Source organism: Treponema sp. (assembly GCF_024696245.1).
Taxonomy (GTDB): domain Bacteria; phylum Spirochaetota; class Spirochaetia; order Treponematales; family Treponemataceae; genus Treponema_D.
In genome coordinates this window covers 22,572-41,819 of record NZ_JAILGZ010000006.1, presented here as the reverse complement: position 1 = coordinate 41,819, position 19,248 = coordinate 22,572, and the positions used below count along the sequence as shown (strand labels likewise).

Sequence of the window (19,248 nt, the reverse complement as noted above, 5' to 3'; positions counted from 1 at the left end):
ATTATGTCTACAAATCTTAATGATAATATGCTATGATTCTGAAGGCAGGAACGGAGGCCATGGATGAATACAGAAATTAAGTTTAAGGATTTTTTATCTCAGTCAATAAAGGAAAATAAATATATATTCTTTGACGGCGGCATAGGTACAATGATTCAAAAGTATCCGGCTGTCAGCTATCAGATTCCAGAAGACCTTAACTTTTATCATCCAGAAATTATCAAAGAGATTCATACTAAATATCTTGAAGCAGGTGCAAATGTCCTTACGGCAAATTCCTTTGGAGCAAACAAAAAAAAGCTGGAAGGAGAAAAGGCCCGCTGGACTGCAGACCAGTACATAGCAGAAAGCATCAAGCTGGAAAAAGAAGCTCTTGAAGAATTTAAAAAATCCCATCCAGAAGACAAGACTCCCCGCTTTGTAAGCTGGGATTCAGGACAGATAGGTAAACTTCTTGAACCAATGGGTCCCCTTACTTTTGATGATGCCTATGAAGCATATAAAGATGCTGCTGTCTGTGCAGAAAAAAACGGAGCAGACCTGGCAATAATAGAAACCATGAGTGACCTTTACGAAGTTAAGGCTGCCATTCTTGCCATTCGTGAAAACACAAGTCTTCCGGTTGCAGCAACCATGACTTTTCAAAATAACCTTAGAACACTTACAGGAGCAGATGTACTTACCTGTGTAACCTATCTTGAAAGCCTGCACCCTGACATTATCGGCTTTAACTGCGGAGGTTCCCTTTCTGAAGATCTGGAACTTGCAGAAGAATTTGCAAAGTATGCCAGTCTGCCTCTTCTTGCTCAACCTAATGCAGGACTTCCGGAAAATATTAACGGTAAGGATGTCTTTAAAGTAGAAGCAGATGAATTTGCTTCCGTTCAAAAAGAAATTGCAGCCAGAGGATTTATGATTTTAGGAGGCTGCTGCGGAACAACTCCTGACCACATTGCCTGTCTTGTAAAAAATCTTGAAGGAAAATCTTTTGTAAAGGCAGAACATCCTGAACAGAAAAATACTTATATTTCTTCTTATAATGCCAGCCTTCAGGTTGGTGGAAGTGCAGGTCCAAGAGTTATTGGAGAAAGAATAAATCCTACAGGAAAGAAAAAGTGCAAGGAAGCTTTGCAGAATAAAGACATGCAGTTTATTCTTGATGAAGCAGAAAGCCAGATTAATTCCGGTGCCCATATCCTTGATGTAAACGTAGGTCTCCCTGGAATTGATGAAAAAGAAATGATGTGCATGGCTGTAAAAACAATACAGTCAACTTTTAATGTTCCCCTGCAGCTGGACTCAAGTGAGGCCCCTGTTCTGGAAAAAGCCCTGCGCTACTACAACGGAAAGGCCCTGGTTAATTCAGTTAATGGAAAACAGGAAGTAATGGATAAGGTATTCCCCCTTATTAAAAAATATGGAGGAGCTGTTACAGCCCTTTGTATTGATGAAGAAGGTATTGCTCCTAAAGCAGAAGGCAGGGTTGCTGTAGCTGATAAAATAATTAAGGAAGCCGCAAAGTATGGAATACCTGTAAGGGATATTTTTATTGACACCCTTACACTGACAGTTAGTTCAGAACAGAAAACAGCTTTAGAAACAGTAAAGGCCATCAGGCTTTTAAAAGAAAAATACGGAAGTCAGGGAATTCAGTTTGTACTGGGAGTATCCAATATTTCTTTTGGACTTCCACGCCGTGACATTGTAAACTCAAGATTCTTTACCCTGGCCCTTGATGCAGGTTTAAGTGCAGCCATTATTAACCCTGGAGCCCAGAGTATGATGGACACTTTCAGGGCTTACAGATCCCTTGCCTGCTTTGACGAAAACTGCCTTGATTACATTCAGACATACACAGGTACCCTGGACCCAACAACAGCAAAAGCTAAGGAAAAAATAATTGTTGATGCCGTTAATGACGGAACAATCAGCCTGAGCCTTAATCTTGGAGGTGGCAGCCCCTCGCATTAAGCCGGTAATAAAAAGCGGAGATTCTTCTGCAATTATAAAGCCGGCACCTAAGCAAAATACAGACAGTCCAGTATCAAAAGATAAAGGCAGTGATAATAATCAGAGACTCACCAGCAGCATTCCGGAAGAAGCAGAACTGATAGAAATTATCGAAAAGGGCTTTAAGGACAAGGCCCCTGCATCTACTCAAACTCTTCTTAAGGATCACAAGGCAGAAGAAATCATTAACAACTGTATTGTTCCAGCCCTTGATAACGTTGGAAAGGATTTTGAAAAAGGAAAAAAATTCCTGCCCCAGCTTCTTTTAAGTGCTGATACTGTAAGTTCAAGCTTTGCTAAAATTAAGGAAAGTCTTGAAGCTTCAGGACAAAAGGAACAGTCAAAGGGAACTGTGGTACTTGCAACTGTATATGGTGATATTCACGACATCGGAAAAAACATTGTCCGTGCCATGCTTGAAAACTACGGCTATACAGTAATTGACCTTGGAAAAAATGTTCCTGTAGATACAGTTGTAAAAACGGTAATAGATAACAACATTCAGCTGGTGGGATTAAGTGCCCTTATGACAACAACTGTTGCCAACATGGAAGAAACCATAAAGGCATTAAGAAGGGAACTTGGCAAGATTAACCGCACTACAAAAATTGTTGTAGGCGGCGCAGTTCTTACCGAAGATTATGCAAAGAAAATCGATGCAGACTTTTATTCCAAAGATGCAATGGAAACTGTAGCCGTTGCAAAGAAAGTCTTTGCATAAAATTATTTTTAGTATTCTTTAGCAGCACCTTTCTTAAAGATAGCTGCCTTGCTGTTACGCTGGGTAGAAGTGTGAACTCCAGGTCTTCCACGGGAAGATGATCTTGAGCGTTCATATCCGCCCCTGAATCCTCTGTCTCCGTCACGGTCACGACCTCTTGAACCTCTAAAGCCATCTCTTCTTCCATAACCGCCTCTTGAAGATCTGCGGGAATCAAAATCGTCTCCACCGCTTTTAGAATCCTGATGCATGTGAGGAATAGAAGAATCTGTACGGGAAAGCTCAAGAGCTTTTTTTGCAGCTTCTGTAGGAAGATTAAGAAGACAGAATTTATCTGCCATATCAATTGCATCAACATCCCTTCCGTGAATATGAAGAAGGGAACTGAAGAAGTCAGCAATTTTCTTTGGATTATAACCGTCATGCCATCCCATCTGTACGTAAAGACGAATCTGGTTTTCTCCTGCCTGAGCACCTCTTCTTGAACGGCCTCCGCGATCATCTCCCCTGTCACGGTCATTACGTCCGCCCCTTACACTTACAGGAGAAATCTTTGAATAACGCTTTTTGCTGAGCATGCTTCCGTATACAACAGAAAGAAGGGATGCTACAACTTCCTGAGGATTCTGATCCTTGCAAAGTTCTTCTGCCATAATATCAAAAGCAGGATCTCCCTTTCTTAAGTGAGGAGTTTTTACAGATGCTTCTGCAGGAACTTCAACTCCTTCTGGAAGTGGAATTATTTCTTCATTATCATCTGCAGCTTTTTCTTCTGCAGGATTTTCTTTAACAGCTTCATTAAGGCCAAGCTTAGTTTTAAGATCTTCAAAGAGTCTCTTTCTGCGGGATTCAATAACTTCTTCTACAGAAGGAATCTGTCCCTCTGTCATTTCTCCCTTTGCACTTCTCTTTACAGCTGAGCGAAGGAAGCCAAGCTTACGCCTTGTTTCTTCAGGACGAACAAAAGTAACTGCAATACCGCTGGAGCCGGCTCTTCCTGTACGACCGATTCTGTGAACATAAGTTGCTCCGTCAAAAGGAAGATCGTAGTTTACAACATGGGTAAGGCCTTCAATATCAATACCTCTGGCTGCAACATCTGTAGCAACTACAACCCTTGTCTTACCGCTTCTAAAACGGGCAAGAATCTTTTCTCTCTGACTCTGTGGAATATCTCCATGAAGGGCAGCAACCTGAAGTCCCCTTTCATCAAGTGCCTTACATACATAATCTGCATCTGTCTTTTTCTGAACAAAAACAATTCCATAAAAGTCAGGAGAATAATCTATAAGACGGGTAAGGGCTTCTATTTTGTCACCATCACGAACAACCCAGTACTTCTGATCAATAAGAAGTGGTTCTTCTACAACACCTTCTTCTTCTACGATTTCGTAGTCACCCATAAACTTCTGGGCAATCTTAAGGATTGGAGCTGGAATTGTAGCACTGAATAAAAGTACGCGGCAGTCAGGATTTGCCTTGGAAAAAATATTTTCGATATCATCAACAAATCCCATGTCCAGCATTTCATCACCTTCATCAAGGATGAAATATTCAATTTTACTGATATCAAGAACACCACGTTCCATAAGGTCCTGAATACGTCCAGGAGTTCCTGTTACAATTTCTACACCACGGCGGAGGGAACGGATCTGTTCACCCATAGATGCGCCGCCATAAACTACTGCTGTACGTGGAAAGCGACCTGTAGAAAATGAAGTCATTTCTGTACATGTCTGCATTGCAAGTTCACGGGTCGGTTCAAGAATTATTGCACGTACATGATCACTTTCTGTCCTGATATTCTGAACAATAGGAAGTCCAAAGGCAGCTGTTTTACCAGTACCTGTTCTTGCCCTGGCGATAATGTTTGAGTCACCGTTAAGAAGGCGTGGTATTGCCAGAACCTGAATAGGAGAAGGTGTTACAAAGCCCTTCTTTTTAATTGCTTCAAGTGTGATTTGGTCAAGGCCAAGATCTTCAAAAGAAATTACGTCACTTTCTTCGGCCGGATTTGTGTCTGCAGCTTCGTTCTGAATGTCTGCATTGATTTCTTCCTGGGGCATAGTTATCCCCTGGTTAAGTTCTTCTGTATTTTCCATACTGATTCCCCTTGTCATGAAAGTGTGAATCCGTATGTAAATGACCCAAAATAACTAACGGGAACAGACTGTCATGATTTTCTAAAATTTTCTAAAATACTACAATGTTTTCAGTTTTTCTTCAATCGTTTTTCAAAGCATATCTTCTTTTTTATATAAGTGAATATGGACTGCTTGCGGCATTTTTCTGTATCACTTTCTTCGCTTAAGAGTTTTTCATAGCCTTCATAGTTTCTGAAGCTTTCTTTTATGGCTTCTATTGAATACTGAACAGACTGAACTTTATAAAGCTGGTCTGAATATTCAACAAAGGAAAAATCAGAAGGATAAAAGCAGACAAGGTTATAATTATTTTCATCAGTAGACTGGGTACTGGGATAAAGTATTCCCCTGAAGCCCAGCCTTCTTATAACGGAAGAAAGGGATTCCGTAAAAAGATAGTAATTTTTATTTTCTGAATAAACAGGATTTAAAAGAATAACTTTTATTAATTCTGCAAAAAGACTTTTTCCCTGCTGGGTAAGGTCAAGGTATTCATATTTTTTATTGTTAATAAAACGGCATACACTGCAGAGCTGGCCTACATCAAGTTTTAGTTCACTGACACAGGTATGGGCATTGGAAGACAGGTATAAAAAGGCAACTCCGTCCCTGTTAAACCTGCCCTTACCTGCCAGACTTGTAGGTGGGATTTCCATCTGTTCACCAAAATAAGGAGTAAGGACTTCTATGGATTTTTTTCCAATACTGCCCTTTTCTTTATTACAGCCCAGTCTTGCCCTGAAGAATTCTTCTCCCTTGGCAATACTTCTTACGCAGAAAGTATCCCTGTACTTACCCATAAGCTGCATAAAACATTCTTTAGTTTCTGCAATGGTCATCCTGTCAAAATTTTTAAGCACAGTAAAAACATGCTTTATGTCCTGGGAAGATTTTTCTGATTTTAAAAATATTTCTTCCATAGATAAAGCTGCCGTATTATAAAAATTCCTGTCAAAAAAATTTTCTGCCATTGTATCTTCCTTAGTGCTCTTTATTTGCTGCTTTTACTTTAATCCAGATCAAAGCGGCCTGTATATAAATTATAATACCTTCCCTGCATTTTCATAAGCTGATCGTGATTTCCCCGCTCAACAATATTTCCTTTTTCAAGAACTATAATTTCATCAGCATTTCTGACTGTAGAAAGACGATGGGCAATTACAAAAACTGTTCGGCCTTCCATAAGACGGTCCATACCTGTTTCTATAAGACGCTCAGTACGGGTATCAATGGAAGAAGTTGCTTCATCAAGAATAAGAACAGGAGGATCTGCAACTGCAGCCCTTGCAATGGAAAGAAGCTGCCTCTGCCCCTGACTTAAGTTTCCACCATCTCCGCTTATAACTGTATCATAACCCTTGTCCAGGTGAATTATAAAATCGTGGGCATTGGCAAGTTTTGCTGCATCGATAATCTGCTTTTCTGAAGCTTCAAGATTTCCATAGCGGATATTGTCCCGAATGCTTCCTGTAAAAAGATGAGTATCCTGCAATACCATTCCCAGAGACCTTCTTAAATCATCCTTTGCAATATCTTTAAGGGGAATACCATCATAAGTAATCATTCCCTTTGAATCTTCAATATCATAAAACCTTGTAAGAAGATTTGTTACCGTTGTTTTACCGGAACCTGTTGAACCTACAAGGGCAATTTTTTCTCCAGGGCGGGCATGAAGATTTATTGAGTGAAGGATTTCTTTTTCCGGAACATAAGAGAAACTTACGTTTTTAAATTCCACATCTCCCTTCAATTCAATAAGGGAAGAAGACTTCCAGGCCCAGTGACCTGTCTGAGCAAAACTTTCTGTAAGATGAACTTTACCCTCTTTATCTGCAGCAGGAGATGTTTCTACTGCATTTACAAGATGAACCTTTCCATCATCAGCTTCACTTTCTTCATCGATAACTGAAAAAATTCTTTCTGCACCTGCAAGAGCATTAAGTACACTGTTAAACTGCTGGCTCATCATGGAAACAGGACGTGAAAAACTTCTTGTATACTGAAGGAAGGCTGCAATACTTCCAAGGTCCATAGCTCCCTGAATAACCCTTAATGCTCCTGCAATGGCAATTACCGCATACTGGACATGACTTAAGTTACCCATAATAGGTCCAAAGAAATTTCCATAAGTATTTGCCCTGGTACCTGCCTGACAAAGTGCATCGTTAAGGCGGGCAAAATCAACAGCAGACTGTTCTTCCCTGTTAAAGACTTTTACAACCTTCTGACCTTCAATAATTTCTTCTATATAACCGTTAAGTTTACCAAGATTCTCCTGCTGAAGCCTGAAGCTTTTTGCACTGTGCTTACCAACCTGGCCTGCAATAAAAAGCATTCCAAAAACAGTTACAAGCATTATTAAAGTAAGAAGGGGACTGACAATAAGCATCATTACAAAAACACCGCTTACAGAAAGAAGACTTGAAAATAACTGAGGCACTGTCTGGCTGAGCATGTCACGAAGGGTATCAATATCATTTGTGTAAAGGGACATAATGTTACCGTGGGCATTGGTGTCATAATACTTAAGGGGAAGAGTTTCCATCTTATGAAAAAGTTCTGTCCTGATATTAAAGAGAACTCTTGTGGAAATATGAATCATAAGCCTTGCATTAACCCAGGTAGCAATAACTCCTGCTGCAAAAATCGAGGCCATTATTAAAAGCATTTTTACAAAGGGAATAAAATCCGTAAAAGTCAAATTTTCCCGGGATGAAAATTTTTTATAAAGAGGAATTATATAATCATTTACAGCAGGCTTTAAAAAAGAATCTCCTGCAACCTGAGCACCGGCACTGATTACAACTGCTATAAAAACAAGAATAAAAAGGGCACGGCTTTGTGAAGCATATTTAAAAAGTCTTTTAATTACAGCTGAGGTATTTTTTGGTTTTCTTGTACCTCTCATTTTTACTGGCGGCATATTTTTATTTCTCCAAAAAAATTAATTCTGTGACTGCTGGGATTCATAAACTTCCCGGTAGATTTTATTTTCTGCAAGAAGCTGCTGGTGACTTCCAATTCCGCTGACAGACCCCTTGTCCATAACTATTATCATGTCTGCATCTTTTACAGAACTGATTCTCTGGGCAATAATAAGTTTGGTTGTATATGGAAGACTGTTTCTTAAGGCTTTCCTTATTCTTGCATCAGTAGCAGTGTCTACTGCAGAAGTACTGTCATCAAGAATAAGTATGGCAGGATTTTTTAATAAAGCTCTGGCAATACAAAGTCTCTGCTTCTGGCCACCGGAAAGGTTTACTCCACCCTGTCCCAGTTCAGTATTATAGCCGGCAGGAAGAGTCCTTATAAATTCATCTGCATCAGAAGCAATGCAGGCCTGACGGATTTCTTCATCAGAGGCATCCATTTTTCCCCAGCGGAGATTGTCACTTATACTTCCACTAAAGAGAAGGTTTTTCTGAAGAACAATTGCAACACTGTCACGGAGACTTTTAAGGTCATACTTTCTTACGTCTACACCGGCTACACTTACAGAGCCCTGAAAGGCATCATAAAGACGGGGTATAAGGGAAATAAGGGTTGTCTTGGAAGAACCTGTTCCGCCAATAATTCCCACCATCTGACCGCTTTCTATATGAAGGTTTATATCATTAAGAACAGCCTTACTTTTATCAGATGAATAAGAAAAGGAAACATTTTTAAAATCAATAGTACCGTTGGCAACCTTATAGTAAGTTTTACTCTTGTCTTCCGGATTACGGATTTCTGCTTCTTCATCAAGGACTTCTATAATTCTCTGAATACTGGCCCGGGATAAAACCATGGTAATAAAAATCATGGAAAGCATCATAAGGCTCATAAGAATCTGACCGATGTAAGAAAGAAAACTTACCAGTTGACCTGTTTTAAGATGACCGGTAATTATCATGTTTCCCCCAAACCAGAGGGCTGCAATAATACAGGAATAAACAACAAGCTGCATTATGGGAGCATTAAGTATTACAACTTTTTCTGCATTAACCTGAGCATCCCTTAAGGAAGAGGCAGAAGAATCAAACTTTGAGTTTTCATAATCCCTGCGGACAAAACTTTTTACAACCCTTATGGCTGTAAGATTTTCCTGAACAGTAAGGTTAAGGCCGTCATAGCACTCCAGCATTTTTCTGAATCTTGGATAGGCAGTAACTGCAATAAGAACAAGACAGACTGCAAGAAGAGGAACTGACACTGCAAAAATTCCGGACAGCCTCAGGCTTATAAAACAGGAAAGTGCAATTCCGCTTATAAGCATAAAAGGTGCACGAAAGCAGATTCTTACCAGCATCTGATAAGTATTCTGAAGATTGTTTACATCAGTAGTAAGCCTTGTAATAAGGGAAGATGTAGAAAAGCGGTCAATATTTCCAAAAGAAAAAGTCTGTATTTTAGAAAAAAGACGGCGTCTTAAATTGCGGGAAAATCCTAAGGCTGCAACTGCACCAAAACGGGCTCCCAGCATTCCAAAAGCAAGGGAAACTATTGCCATTAAAACCATTATAAGGCCGGCTTTAATTACGTAGGAAAGGTTTCTTTCTGCAATCCCGACATCTATGATTTTTGCCATCATTAAAGGAATTGCAGTTTCCATTAAAACTTCCCCTATCATTGTAAGAGGAGCTAAACAGGAATAAATCTTGTATTTTCGTTCAAGACCACTTAAAAGTTTCTTAAAGATATTCATCCTTTTAAACTATCACATCATGTTAAAGCTAACAATAAACAGAATGTTATGAATGAATATCTTTAAGAATTATTTTTACATATAGTTTTTAATTCAATCTCGAAATAAGATATGGCAGGGCCTTTTCAAATTTAACGCCGTACCAGTGATCAGCATCCCCTTGAGTTTTCTTTATTGATTCAACAACAAAGTCTGCTGCAATTGATGCACTTTCAAGAAGGGATTTTCCCCTCATAAGGGCACCGGCAAAAGCAGAAGAATAGGCATCACCTGTTCCGTGTACGCTTACAGGAAGTTTTTCTGTAAAGTAATACTGAATGTCCTTTCCGTCATAGCAGGCAACACCAAGTTTATCAGCGGCAAAAGATACACCTGTTAAAACCACATCCTTAGCACCAAGGGCATAAAGTTTCTTTAACATTTCTTCTATATAAGATTCATCATATTCAGTTTTGTATTCCATTCCTGTAAGGAAAGAAGCTTCTGTAATATTAGGAAGAATTACGTCTGCATGCTTAACAAGTTTTTTCATTTCTTCAGGAAAATCGTCTCCAAAACCTGCATACATTTTTCCGTTGTCTGCCATAACAGGGTCAACGATTACCAGTGAATTTTCACGACGGGTCTTTTCTATAATATCAAGAATGTATGGAATCTGAGCCTTGCTTACATAACCTGTGTAAAAAGCATTGAAAGTAATTTTTTCTTTAAGCCAGCGTTCAAGAATTACAGGCATGTCAGATGTAAGGTCTGTAAATGTCCATCCGGAAAAACCAGGAGCTGTATGATTGGAAAGTACTGAACTTGGAAGAATTGCAGTTTCGATTCCACATGCAGAAATTACCGGAAGTGCTACTGTAAGGGAACACTGTCCTACACAGGAAATATCCTGAATTGTCAAAAGTCTGTCATCCATAAAAATGACCCCCTGTCATTAATAAAGTTGCAAATACAATAATAAAAAACTGGTATTATAGATATACTCAATTTTAGTATATTTTTATAATACCAGATAAAAAGTACCCCGGTGCTACTACAAAAAAGTAAATTCCACTAATATAAAGGCATGTCTTGCATTTTAGGAAGGCAGCATGTTTGCTGTACAAAAATCCAGAATCTCACTGTAAAAGCCGGTAACGAAACTATTCTCAAGGACTTAAACCTGCACCTTCATTGCGGAGAACTTACAGCCATAGTAGGACGTAACGGGGCAGGAAAAACAACTTTTATAAAAGCCCTGCTGGATGTAATTCCTCACAGCGGAACAATTATCTTTGAAAGTGATAATCCACAGCTGTCAAAAAAATCTTCTTCCCATTTCAGAAAGACACTTACCCTTAAAAAACCCCGCTTTGGTTATGTGCCTCAGTCCCTTTCCGTAGACCAGGGTAATCCTGTAAGTGTAGAAGATTTAGTATTAAGCTGTACTTCTAAAAAACCTGTATGGCTGCCTCATTCAAAAAAAGATAAGGAAATGGTTTTTGACATTCTTTCTTCTACTCATGCCCAGGGCCTTATGTCCAGAAGGGTATGTGACTTATCCGGAGGAGAGCTTCAGAGGATTATGCTGGCTCTGGCTGTAAATCCACTTCCTGACATTCTTCTTCTTGATGAACCTGTAAGCGGAGTTGACCGTGTTGGACTTAAAAGTTTTTACGAAATGGTTTCTGACATCAGGCACAACTACGACATAACAATTCTTCTTATAAGCCATGACCTGGACCTGGTGGCAAAGCATGCAGACAGGGTTGTATTCATAAACAATACAAAAGCATCCGTTGGCAAAGTTGAAGAAATATATTCTCAGAAAGATTTTATTGAAGTCTTTGGTAAAATCAATTTTTAAGCAGTAAGGAATTTTAGAGTAAAGATGGAAAGCATATATTCAATTATAGATACAATTCTTCCCTTTGAATGGCTTGAAATGAATTTTATGAAAAATGCCTTTCTTGCAATTCTTATAGCCTGTCCTCTTTTTGGAACCCTGGGTACTTTTGTTGTTTCCAACAAGATGGCTTTCTTTAGTGATGCCATAGGACACTCAGCCCTTACAGGTGTGGCTCTGGGCGTTATTCTGGGAATGAGGGATGTTACTGCAGCAATGGTTGGATTTTCCGTAATACTGGGTTTTGCAATCATCACTGTAAAAATAAAGGGAAAAGCTTCTGCAGATACAATCATTGGAGTTTTTTCTTCTGCATCTGTTGCCCTGGGAATTGTTCTTTTAAGTGCCACAAGCAGTTTAAGTAAATATCAGAAATATTTAACCGGAGATATTTTAAGCATAAGACCGGAGGAAATTCTCCTGCTTTTTATTTCCGGAATTCTTCTTTTTGTTATATGGATTGTTTTTTACAACCACATGCTTCTTACTTCCCTTCATTCAACTTTTGCAAAAAGCCGGGGAATAAAAACTTTTTTAATAGAACAGATTTTTGCCCTGATTACTGCCGCCATTGTTACTTTAAGTTTAAGATGGACAGGACTTCTTGTAATCAACAGCCTTCTTGTTCTTCCTGCAGCCTCTGCAAGAATGATAAGCCGCTCTTCAAGACAGTACCTGGGCTTTTCTATTTTAAGTGCCTTTATAAGCGGCATTACAGGACTTTGTATTTCATACTATCTGGGATCTGCAAGCGGAGCTACGATTGTTCTTACCAACACAGTCATTTTTATTTTCTGTCTTGCATTCCGTAAAAAGGCAGGCTGATAAAATGAAGGTAAAGGCAATAATTTTTGATCTGGACGGAACCCTCCTTAACACTCTGGAAGATCTTGCTGCCAGTACAAACTATGCTTTAAAAACAAATGGTTTTGCAGAAAGAAGTATTGATGAAGTCAGAAGCTTTGTTGGAAACGGTCTGGGACTTCTTGCCCACCGTGCCCTTCCCCAGGGAAAAGAAAATCCTCTTTACGAAAAAGTTCTTGCAGATTTAAGAAGTCACTATGCAGAACATTCCCTGGTAAAAACAAAACCTTATGATGGAATAATTAAAATGCTTGATTTCCTTAAGGCTAAAAATATCACTACAGCTATTGTTTCAAATAAACCTGATGCCCAGGTAAAATCCCTTGCAGAAATTTTCTTCTCTAAATATATGGATAATGAATGCTGTATTGGTGAATGTGCAGGAGTAAAAAGAAAGCCTGCTCCTGATACAGTTTTAAAAGTAATGAAACATCTTAATCTTAAAAAAGAAGAATGCATTTACGTAGGAGATTCTGAAGTTGATATTGAAACAGCAAAAAATGCCGGACTTAAATGTATAAGTGTAAGCTGGGGTTTTAAAGGAAGAGAGTTTCTTATTGAACACAAGGCAGACACAATAATCGACAAGCCTGAAGAATTACTTCAGCTTCTGGAATTTTAACATGCAGGAAAATAATTTTTTAAGCGGACAGATTGCCCGGGAACTTGATTTTTACAGGGTAAGGGATGAGATTGCCCTTAATGCAGTAAGCGAAGAAACTCAGGAATACATTCAGCAAAGAGAAGCCAGCTGTGACATTGAGACAATACGCAGCTTAAAGAAAGCCGGCAGGGAATGGTGCACTTATCTTAACTCTACAAGACCGGCAGCCATTAGTCCCTGGCCTCAGGTAAATGATCTTTTTGAACAATTGGATGTAGAAGGAGCCCAGCTGTTACAGGACCAGATTTATGCCCTGGGACTTTTTGCTTTTTCCTGTGAAAAGGCTGCAGATTCAATTACCTCTGCCTCCATGGAATTTGAAATTCCTGAACTTTACAAAACGGTAAAGGATATGCCTTCCTTAAAAAATCCCCATACAGAAATATTCAGGATTTTAAATCAGGACGGCAGCGTTAAAGACCTTCCTCAAATCAGGGAAATAAAAAATAAAATTTCTGCCCTTAGAAAAGAAATAGAAAATGCCATTAGAAAATACACATCTGATTCAGCTTTTTCCGGAATACTTCAGTCACAGGTTCCGGCTTTTAAAGCAGACAGGGAACTTATTGCCGTAAAGGCCAGCTGCAGAAATCAGATTAACGGAATCATTCACGAAGTAAGTGCTTCCGGACAGACAGTTTATATAGAACCTTTGGAAGCAGTTCAGGCAGGTAACGCCCTTATTCAGGAAGAGTTTAATCTTGAAAGTCAGCTGAGACTTATTTTTAAAGAGCTCACTGCAAAACTTTCTCCATATAAAAATGATTTTATTACCTGCTTTAATAAAATGCTTTTCCTTGACTCTACCCTGGCAGCAGCAAGACAGCTTATAAAAACTTCAGGAGTATTTGCAGAAGAATGTGACATGACAAAGGAACCTCCCCGAATTGCAGCAGCCCGCCACCCTCTTCTTAAAGAAAAAGCTGTTCCTGTAGACATTAACTTTATGGGACAAAAAAGAGTCCTTATAATTACCGGGCCTAATACTGGTGGAAAAACCGTAACATTAAAAACCATTGCCCTCTTCTGTCTTTTAAATCAGGCAGGTTTTCCTTTACCTGCTGCAGAAGGAACAAGACTTCCTTACTTTGATTCAGTTTTTGCAGACATTGGAGACGAGCAGTCCATTGATCAGTCCTTAAGTACCTTCTCTGCCCACATGAAAAAAATGGCAGAAATGACAAAGTATGCCGGAGAAAAATCCCTGGTTCTTCTTGATGAACTGGGAAGCGGTACGGATCCACAGGAAGGTTCTGCAATTGCAATGGCTGTTCTTGATAACCTTATAGAAAAAAAGGCTTTTGTAATTGCAACAACCCATCACGGTGTCCTTAAAAATTACGGCTATACTAATCCATACTGTATAAATGCCAGTGTTGAATTTAATCAGGACAATCTCTCTCCAACTTACAGACTTCTTATGGGAGTTCCGGGAGAAAGTCATGCCATTGATATTGCAGTGAATGCCGGTCTTGAAGAAGAAATAATTTCAAAAGCAAGAAACTATATTTCTACCCAGCAGTCAGATGTAAGCACTCTTATAAAAGGACTTACTGCAAAGCACGAAGAACTGGACCAGCTGCTTAAAGAAGAAAACATTAAAAACTCCGAACTTATGATTAAGAGCCACAAGCTTCACTCAAGGGAAAACAATCTTCTTGAAAGGGAAATCGAAATAAAGAAAAAAGAAAGATCTCAGAACAGTGACTTTGTAAAAGAAACAAGAAGCCGACTTGAAAATCTTGTCCGTGAATTAAGGGAAGGAGAAATCACAAGAGAAAAAACTCTTGGGGTAAAGGATTTTATTTCCCAGCTTAATTCCCAGATAGAAGAACAGGAAGAAAATATAAAGCTTCAGAAAAAAAATCTTGAAGAAGAAAAATTAAAGGCAGAAAGAGAAGAAGAAGAAATCTCAAGTAACGGCATAAGGCTTTCTAAACTTAAAGGAGCTCATGCTTCAAATAAAAAGACAAGCAAAAAAACTTCCAATAAGGATGCCCTTAAAAATGCTCAGCCTCAGACTTATTCTTCCCTTCCGGAAAATAAAAAGAAGAAGGAAGAAAAAAGAATTGTACTTGCAGAAGGTATGGAAGTTCTGGCAGGAAAAGAAAAACGCAAGGGAACTTTAGTAAGAAAAATAAATTCCGACACCTGGAGCGTTCAGTTTGGCTTCCTTAAAATGAATGTTAAGGAAAATGCCCTGGTTCCTGTTAATATAGAAAAAAGTATTGTCAGCAGTAAGGCAGATTATGTTCTTGAAAAATCTTCTTCAGAAAGTGACGAAGCTCCAAAATACGAACTCCGTCTTTTAGGAATGAGATATGAAGAAGCAATTAAGGCTTTAAAGAAGCAGCTGGACTTATGTGCAATTTACAACTTTAAGAACTTTTCAATAATTCACGGTAAGGGAAACGGAATACTTCAGCAGGCTGTACACGATTTACTGTCAAATTATCCGGGGGTAAAAAACTTTTCATTTGCACTTCCGGAAGCAGGAGGAACAGGTAAAACTTACGTAGAACTGGATTAAAGATGGCTTTAAGATTCCCTGTCCTTGTTGTAAACAAAGTTAAAAAACTGTATATTTATACAATATTAAGTATATTTTTGCATAGGGAATAAAATGAAAGAACGTTCAACCAGACTTAAGGCTGTCAGGAAGCTTATCAAAAACAACAGAATCGAAAGCCAGGATGAATTACTGGGTCTTTTACAAAAAGAAGGCTATGAAGTAACACAGGCTACACTTTCCAGAGACCTTAAGCTCCTTAGAGTAGGTAAAGTCAGTGACGGACAGTCAGGTTATGTCTACACTCTTCCAGAAGAAGCAGATTCCAGGGAAAACGAACAGATTTACGTACAGGATTTTTTACGTGGTTATGTAAGCATAGACTACAGCGGTAACATTGTAGTAATAAAAACTTTCGGCGGACATGCAGATTCAGTTTCAAATGCCCTGGATGCATTGAACATGGATGAAATACTTGGTACCGTAGCAGGTGACAATTGTATTTTTGCATGCCTCAGGGAAGGGGTTACAGGCAGCGACTTTATGACAGCCCTTAAAAAAATAATTCCGGATCTTGATGAAGAATAATCCGGCTTAAATAAGAAACAGGCACATCTTATATGATTGTGCATGAAATAAAAAACTAAAGGAAGTTTATTATGGCAGAAATTTCTTGGAACAACCTTAACAAACTTGAAAGCTACAAAAAGCTTCAGTCTCTCAAGAATTCAGTTTCACTTGCATCAGCACTTAAAGGTGCATCAGGAGCAAAACGCGTTGCTGAATTTTCTATTCCAATGAGCGCAGGCCTTACTTACAACTACGCTGCAAAAGCAGTAAATAAGCAGATCATTTCAGTATTCAAGGCAATTACTAAAGAAGATCAGCTTCTTGAAAAATTCGCAGCCCTCTACAACGGTGAAGTTGTTAACACTGGAGAACAGCGCATGGTTCTTCACCACCTTACCCGCGGACAGCTTGGAAAAGATGTAGTAGTAGACGGAGTTAACAAGCGTGACTTCTACGTTAAAGTTCAGAACAGAATTGCAGAATTTGCAAACAAAGTTCATTCAGGAAAACTCACCAACGAAAGAGGTGAAAAATATACAACTGTATGTCAGATTGGTATTGGTGGTTCAGACCTTGGTCCACGTGCCATGTACCTTGCTCTTGAAAACTGGGCAAAGGCTAACAACACTTTCAAAATGGAAGCTAAATTTATTTCCAATGTTGACCCTGATGATGCAGCAGCTGTACTTAACTCAATTGATATTGGTAAAACAATTTTCATTCTTGTTTCTAAATCAGGAACAACTCTTGAAACACTTACAAACGAATCTTTCGTAAAAGATGCAATCAAAAAGGCAGGATTAACTGTTGCAAAACACATGATTGCTGTAACAAGTGAAACTTCTCCACTTGTAAACAATCCTGATTACATGGACTGCTTCTTTATGGATGACTTTATCGGTGGACGTTACTCTTCTACATCAGCTGTAGGTGGAGCAATTCTTTCACTTGCATTTGGTCCTGATGTATTTGCAAAATTCCTTAAGGGTGCTGCAGAAGAAGATAAGACTGCAATGGAAAAGGATGTTACAAAGAACCCTGCCCTTATGGATGCCCTTATCGGTCTTTATGAACGCAATGTTCTCGGACTTCCATCAACAGCAGTTCTTCCATACTCACAGGCACTTTCAAGATTCCCTGCTCACCTTCAGCAGCTTGATATGGAATCTAACGGAAAGAGCGTTAACCGCTTTGGAAAGAAAATCTCTTATGTAACAGGTCCTGTTATTTTTGGTGAACCTGGTACAAACGGACAGCACTCTTTCTATCAGCTCCTTCATCAGGGAACAAATGTTATCCCTCTTCAGTTCATCGCCTTCCAGAAAAATCAGACTGGTAAAGATGTAACTATCCAGGGTTCAACAAGCCAGACTAAACTTGCTGCAAACGTAAGTGCACAGATTGTTGCATTTGCCTGCGGAAAAGATGATAAAAATCCTAACAAGTTCTTTGCAGGTGAAAGACCTTCTTCATTAATCTGGGGAAAATCTGTTACTCCTGAAAGTCTTGGTGCCCTTCTTGCACACTTTGAAAACAAAGTAATGTTCCAGGGCTTCCTCTGGAATGTAAACAGCTTTGACCAGGAAGGTGTTCAGCTTGGAAAGACTCTTGCTAAGGCAGTTCTTTCTAAAGATATGGATCCTGTTCTTTCTGCATACGCAAGCCTTCTTATTAAATAAATAAAAGCGGGACTGTCCTTAATACTTTGGGGGCAGTCCCTTTTTCTTTTTAAAATCATGATTAACGAAGATATTAAATTTTCCTGTCAGCAATGTTCCTGGTGCTGCCGTTTTGAAGGCGGTGTTGTAAGACTTTCTCAAGATGATTTAGACAGGCTCTGTAAATGGGCAGAACTTAAGGAAGAGCAGTTTAAAAAAGTTTACTGCCGCAGCATTGAAGATAACCAGGGAAAAAACTGGCTTATACTAAAAACACTGCAGAAAGGTGACTGCATCTTCTGGGATCAGAGTCTCTGTCAGGGCAAGGGTGGCTGTCAGTGTTATATAGCTCGTCCCCTTCAATGCAGTACCTACCCCTTCTGGCCTGAAATTATAAAAGATAAAGAAAGCTGGAATAAACAGGGACAAAAGTGTCCTGGAATTAACTGCGGCCAGGTTCATCCGACTGAAGAAATTAATGAAGAAGTAAAAAAATACTGTGAAAGAAAGCCTCTTGAAGCTGACTGAATCTAATATTTATTCTTCTAAAAAAAACAAGGCTCCTGTATAATTATTTATATGAAAGTTAAGTCCTTTATTTTTTTTGCATTTACTTTTATCTGCCTTACCTTATCTTCCTGCAGATCCATTCACACACCGGCCTATACTATAAAAAGCCCGGTAAACAATACTTCAGAAGAAAAAGATTCCGGGCTAAGAATTGTTCAGGTATCAGACTTTCACAGTAATGACTTTGGCAAAAACGAAGAAAAGCTTCTGAATAAAATCAGGGAAGCAAAGCCAGACCTTATTGTTTTTACCGGTGATACCTTTGACTTTGACCGTCCCGGCATTAAACCAATAGACAATGTCCGCATTCTTCTTAAAGGAATAAAGGAACTCTGCCCCTTTTACTACATAAACGGCAACCATGAATATTATAATTATCACAATGATGAATACTCTTATATCATTGAAGAATATGGAGGAATAATTTTAAGAGACCAGGCTGTAAAAATTAATGTTAAAGGAAAAGAAATAATACTTGCAGGTTTACAGGATCCCTTTGCAGACCTGGACATTTACCACCGTGAAAAAATATACGAAAACAAAACTGCCTATGAAAAAAGAATTGACTCTGTTTGCAGTCAGGCAGAAAAACTTAAGGGTAAGGATACCCTGTGTTCCATTTTACTTGCCCACAGACCTGAATACATATACAGCTATCTTAAAGGCCCTTATAAATTTGACCTGATTCTGTCAGGCCATGCCCACGGAGGTCAGTGGAGATTCCCTGGAATAAACGGACTTTATGCTCCTATGCAGGGACTTTTTCCAGAGTTTGCCGGAGGCCGTTATGATTTTGATTCAGATAATAATTTAATAAAAGATAAAAATGACAAGGCTTTAACAGAAGGTCAGGTTACTTTTATCGTAAGCAGGGGACTTTCCTACCAGTGTCCTGGAATTCCACGAATACTTAATAATCCCGAACTTGTAATTATCGATATAAAAATAAATAACTGATTTTTGATATTT

The 19,248-nt window shown here is 38.9% G+C and carries 15 protein-coding genes; 10 read left to right on the top strand and 5 right to left on the bottom strand.

What is annotated here, in order from left to right; genetic code table 11:
- Positions 1–63 precede the first annotated feature (63 nt).
- Together K6D58_RS00370 and K6D58_RS00365 are read left to right on the top strand one after the other, a co-directional pair.
- Complete coding sequence (locus tag K6D58_RS00370) at positions 64–1,971, top strand: homocysteine S-methyltransferase family protein (RefSeq protein ID WP_296826397.1); 1,908 nt, start codon at positions 64–66, stop codon at positions 1,969–1,971.
- Positions 1,952–2,731: a cobalamin-dependent protein gene (locus K6D58_RS00365; RefSeq protein WP_296826395.1), complete on the top strand. Its 780-nt coding sequence runs from the start codon at positions 1,952–1,954 to the stop codon at positions 2,729–2,731. Before K6D58_RS00370 ends, K6D58_RS00365 begins: the two co-directional genes overlap by 20 nt.
- 8 nt (positions 2,732–2,739) lie before the next feature.
- Here the strand turns inward: K6D58_RS00365 and K6D58_RS00360 are convergent, their stop codons facing one another.
- From K6D58_RS00360 to K6D58_RS00340, 5 genes are all read right to left on the bottom strand, one after another.
- Entirely contained in the window at positions 2,740–4,833 is a 2,094-nt protein-coding gene (locus K6D58_RS00360; protein WP_296826393.1) for a DEAD/DEAH box helicase, read from the bottom strand.
- 110 nt (positions 4,834–4,943) lie between these two features.
- Positions 4,944–5,846 (bottom strand): RES family NAD+ phosphorylase, encoded by a 903-nt coding sequence (locus K6D58_RS00355; protein WP_296826391.1) that lies wholly within the window; start codon positions 5,844–5,846, stop codon positions 4,944–4,946.
- A 38-nt stretch (positions 5,847–5,884) separates the two neighbouring features.
- Positions 5,885–7,798, bottom strand: a complete 1,914-nt coding sequence (locus K6D58_RS00350; RefSeq protein WP_296826389.1) for an ABC transporter ATP-binding protein — start codon at positions 7,796–7,798, stop codon at positions 5,885–5,887.
- 21 nt (positions 7,799–7,819) lie between these two features.
- Complete coding sequence (locus K6D58_RS00345) at positions 7,820–9,559, bottom strand: ABC transporter ATP-binding protein (RefSeq protein ID WP_296826387.1); 1,740 nt, start codon at positions 9,557–9,559, stop codon at positions 7,820–7,822.
- An 88-nt stretch (positions 9,560–9,647) separates the two neighbouring features.
- Entirely contained in the window at positions 9,648–10,475 is an 828-nt protein-coding gene (locus tag K6D58_RS00340; protein ID WP_296826384.1) for a pyridoxamine kinase, read from the bottom strand.
- 150 nt (positions 10,476–10,625) lie between these two features.
- On the opposite strand from K6D58_RS00340, the gene K6D58_RS00335 reads away from it, so the two are divergent.
- The 8 genes from K6D58_RS00335 to K6D58_RS00300 all read left to right on the top strand — a co-directional run bounded on the left by K6D58_RS00335 (position 10,626) and on the right by K6D58_RS00300 (position 19,236).
- Entirely contained in the window at positions 10,626–11,405 is a 780-nt protein-coding gene (locus K6D58_RS00335; protein WP_296826382.1) for a metal ABC transporter ATP-binding protein, read from the top strand.
- A gap of 24 nt (positions 11,406–11,429) precedes the next feature.
- Entirely contained in the window at positions 11,430–12,269 is an 840-nt protein-coding gene (locus K6D58_RS00330; protein WP_296826380.1) for a metal ABC transporter permease, read from the top strand.
- A 4-nt stretch (positions 12,270–12,273) separates the two neighbouring features.
- The gene (locus K6D58_RS00325) at positions 12,274–12,930 is read left to right on the top strand and encodes an HAD family hydrolase (RefSeq protein ID WP_296826378.1); all 657 of its coding nucleotides are present in this window, start codon (positions 12,274–12,276) and stop codon (positions 12,928–12,930) included.
- A 1-nt stretch (position 12,931) separates the two neighbouring features.
- On the top strand, positions 12,932–15,502 hold the full coding sequence (locus tag K6D58_RS00320) for an endonuclease MutS2 (RefSeq protein WP_296826376.1): 2,571 nt from the start codon (positions 12,932–12,934) through the stop codon (positions 15,500–15,502).
- Positions 15,503–15,595: 93 nt separating this feature from the next.
- Complete coding sequence (gene argR / locus K6D58_RS00315) at positions 15,596–16,069, top strand: arginine repressor (protein WP_296826374.1); 474 nt, start codon at positions 15,596–15,598, stop codon at positions 16,067–16,069.
- A gap of 71 nt (positions 16,070–16,140) precedes the next feature.
- A complete protein-coding gene (locus tag K6D58_RS00310) occupies positions 16,141–17,730 on the top strand; it encodes a glucose-6-phosphate isomerase (RefSeq protein ID WP_486389742.1) in 1,590 nt (529 codons plus the stop codon).
- A gap of 57 nt (positions 17,731–17,787) precedes the next feature.
- Entirely contained in the window at positions 17,788–18,237 is a 450-nt protein-coding gene (locus tag K6D58_RS00305; RefSeq protein WP_296826372.1) for a YkgJ family cysteine cluster protein, read from the top strand.
- Positions 18,238–18,288: 51 nt separating this feature from the next.
- Positions 18,289–19,236 carry a metallophosphoesterase gene (locus tag K6D58_RS00300; protein WP_296826370.1) on the top strand — a complete coding sequence of 316 codons (948 nt, stop codon included), beginning with the start codon at positions 18,289–18,291 and terminating at the stop codon, positions 19,234–19,236.
- Positions 19,237–19,248: the final 12 nt, after the last annotated feature.

Excerpts from the sequence above, each read along its gene's own strand:
- K6D58_RS00310 (WP_486389742.1), top strand. The coding sequence starts at position 16,141 with ATGGCAGAAATTTCTTGGAACAACCTTAACAAACTTGAAAGCTACAAA.
- K6D58_RS00340 (WP_296826384.1), bottom strand. The coding sequence starts at position 10,475 with ATGGATGACAGACTTTTGACAATTCAGGATATTTCCTGTGTAGGACAG.
- K6D58_RS00350 (WP_296826389.1), bottom strand. The coding sequence starts at position 7,798 with ATGCCGCCAGTAAAAATGAGAGGTACAAGAAAACCAAAAAATACCTCA.
- K6D58_RS00370 (WP_296826397.1), top strand. The coding sequence starts at position 64 with ATGAATACAGAAATTAAGTTTAAGGATTTTTTATCTCAGTCAATAAAG.
- K6D58_RS00345 (WP_296826387.1), bottom strand. The coding sequence starts at position 9,559 with ATGAATATCTTTAAGAAACTTTTAAGTGGTCTTGAACGAAAATACAAG.
- K6D58_RS00335 (WP_296826382.1), top strand. The coding sequence starts at position 10,626 with ATGTCTTGCATTTTAGGAAGGCAGCATGTTTGCTGTACAAAAATCCAG.
- K6D58_RS00360 (WP_296826393.1), bottom strand. The coding sequence starts at position 4,833 with ATGGAAAATACAGAAGAACTTAACCAGGGGATAACTATGCCCCAGGAA.
- K6D58_RS00355 (WP_296826391.1), bottom strand. The coding sequence starts at position 5,846 with ATGGCAGAAAATTTTTTTGACAGGAATTTTTATAATACGGCAGCTTTA.
- K6D58_RS00305 (WP_296826372.1), top strand. The coding sequence starts at position 17,788 with ATGATTAACGAAGATATTAAATTTTCCTGTCAGCAATGTTCCTGGTGC.
- argR (WP_296826374.1), top strand. The coding sequence starts at position 15,596 with ATGAAAGAACGTTCAACCAGACTTAAGGCTGTCAGGAAGCTTATCAAA.
- K6D58_RS00300 (WP_296826370.1), top strand. The coding sequence starts at position 18,289 with ATGAAAGTTAAGTCCTTTATTTTTTTTGCATTTACTTTTATCTGCCTT.
- K6D58_RS00325 (WP_296826378.1), top strand. The coding sequence starts at position 12,274 with ATGAAGGTAAAGGCAATAATTTTTGATCTGGACGGAACCCTCCTTAAC.
- K6D58_RS00320 (WP_296826376.1), top strand. The coding sequence starts at position 12,932 with ATGCAGGAAAATAATTTTTTAAGCGGACAGATTGCCCGGGAACTTGAT.
- K6D58_RS00330 (WP_296826380.1), top strand. The coding sequence starts at position 11,430 with ATGGAAAGCATATATTCAATTATAGATACAATTCTTCCCTTTGAATGG.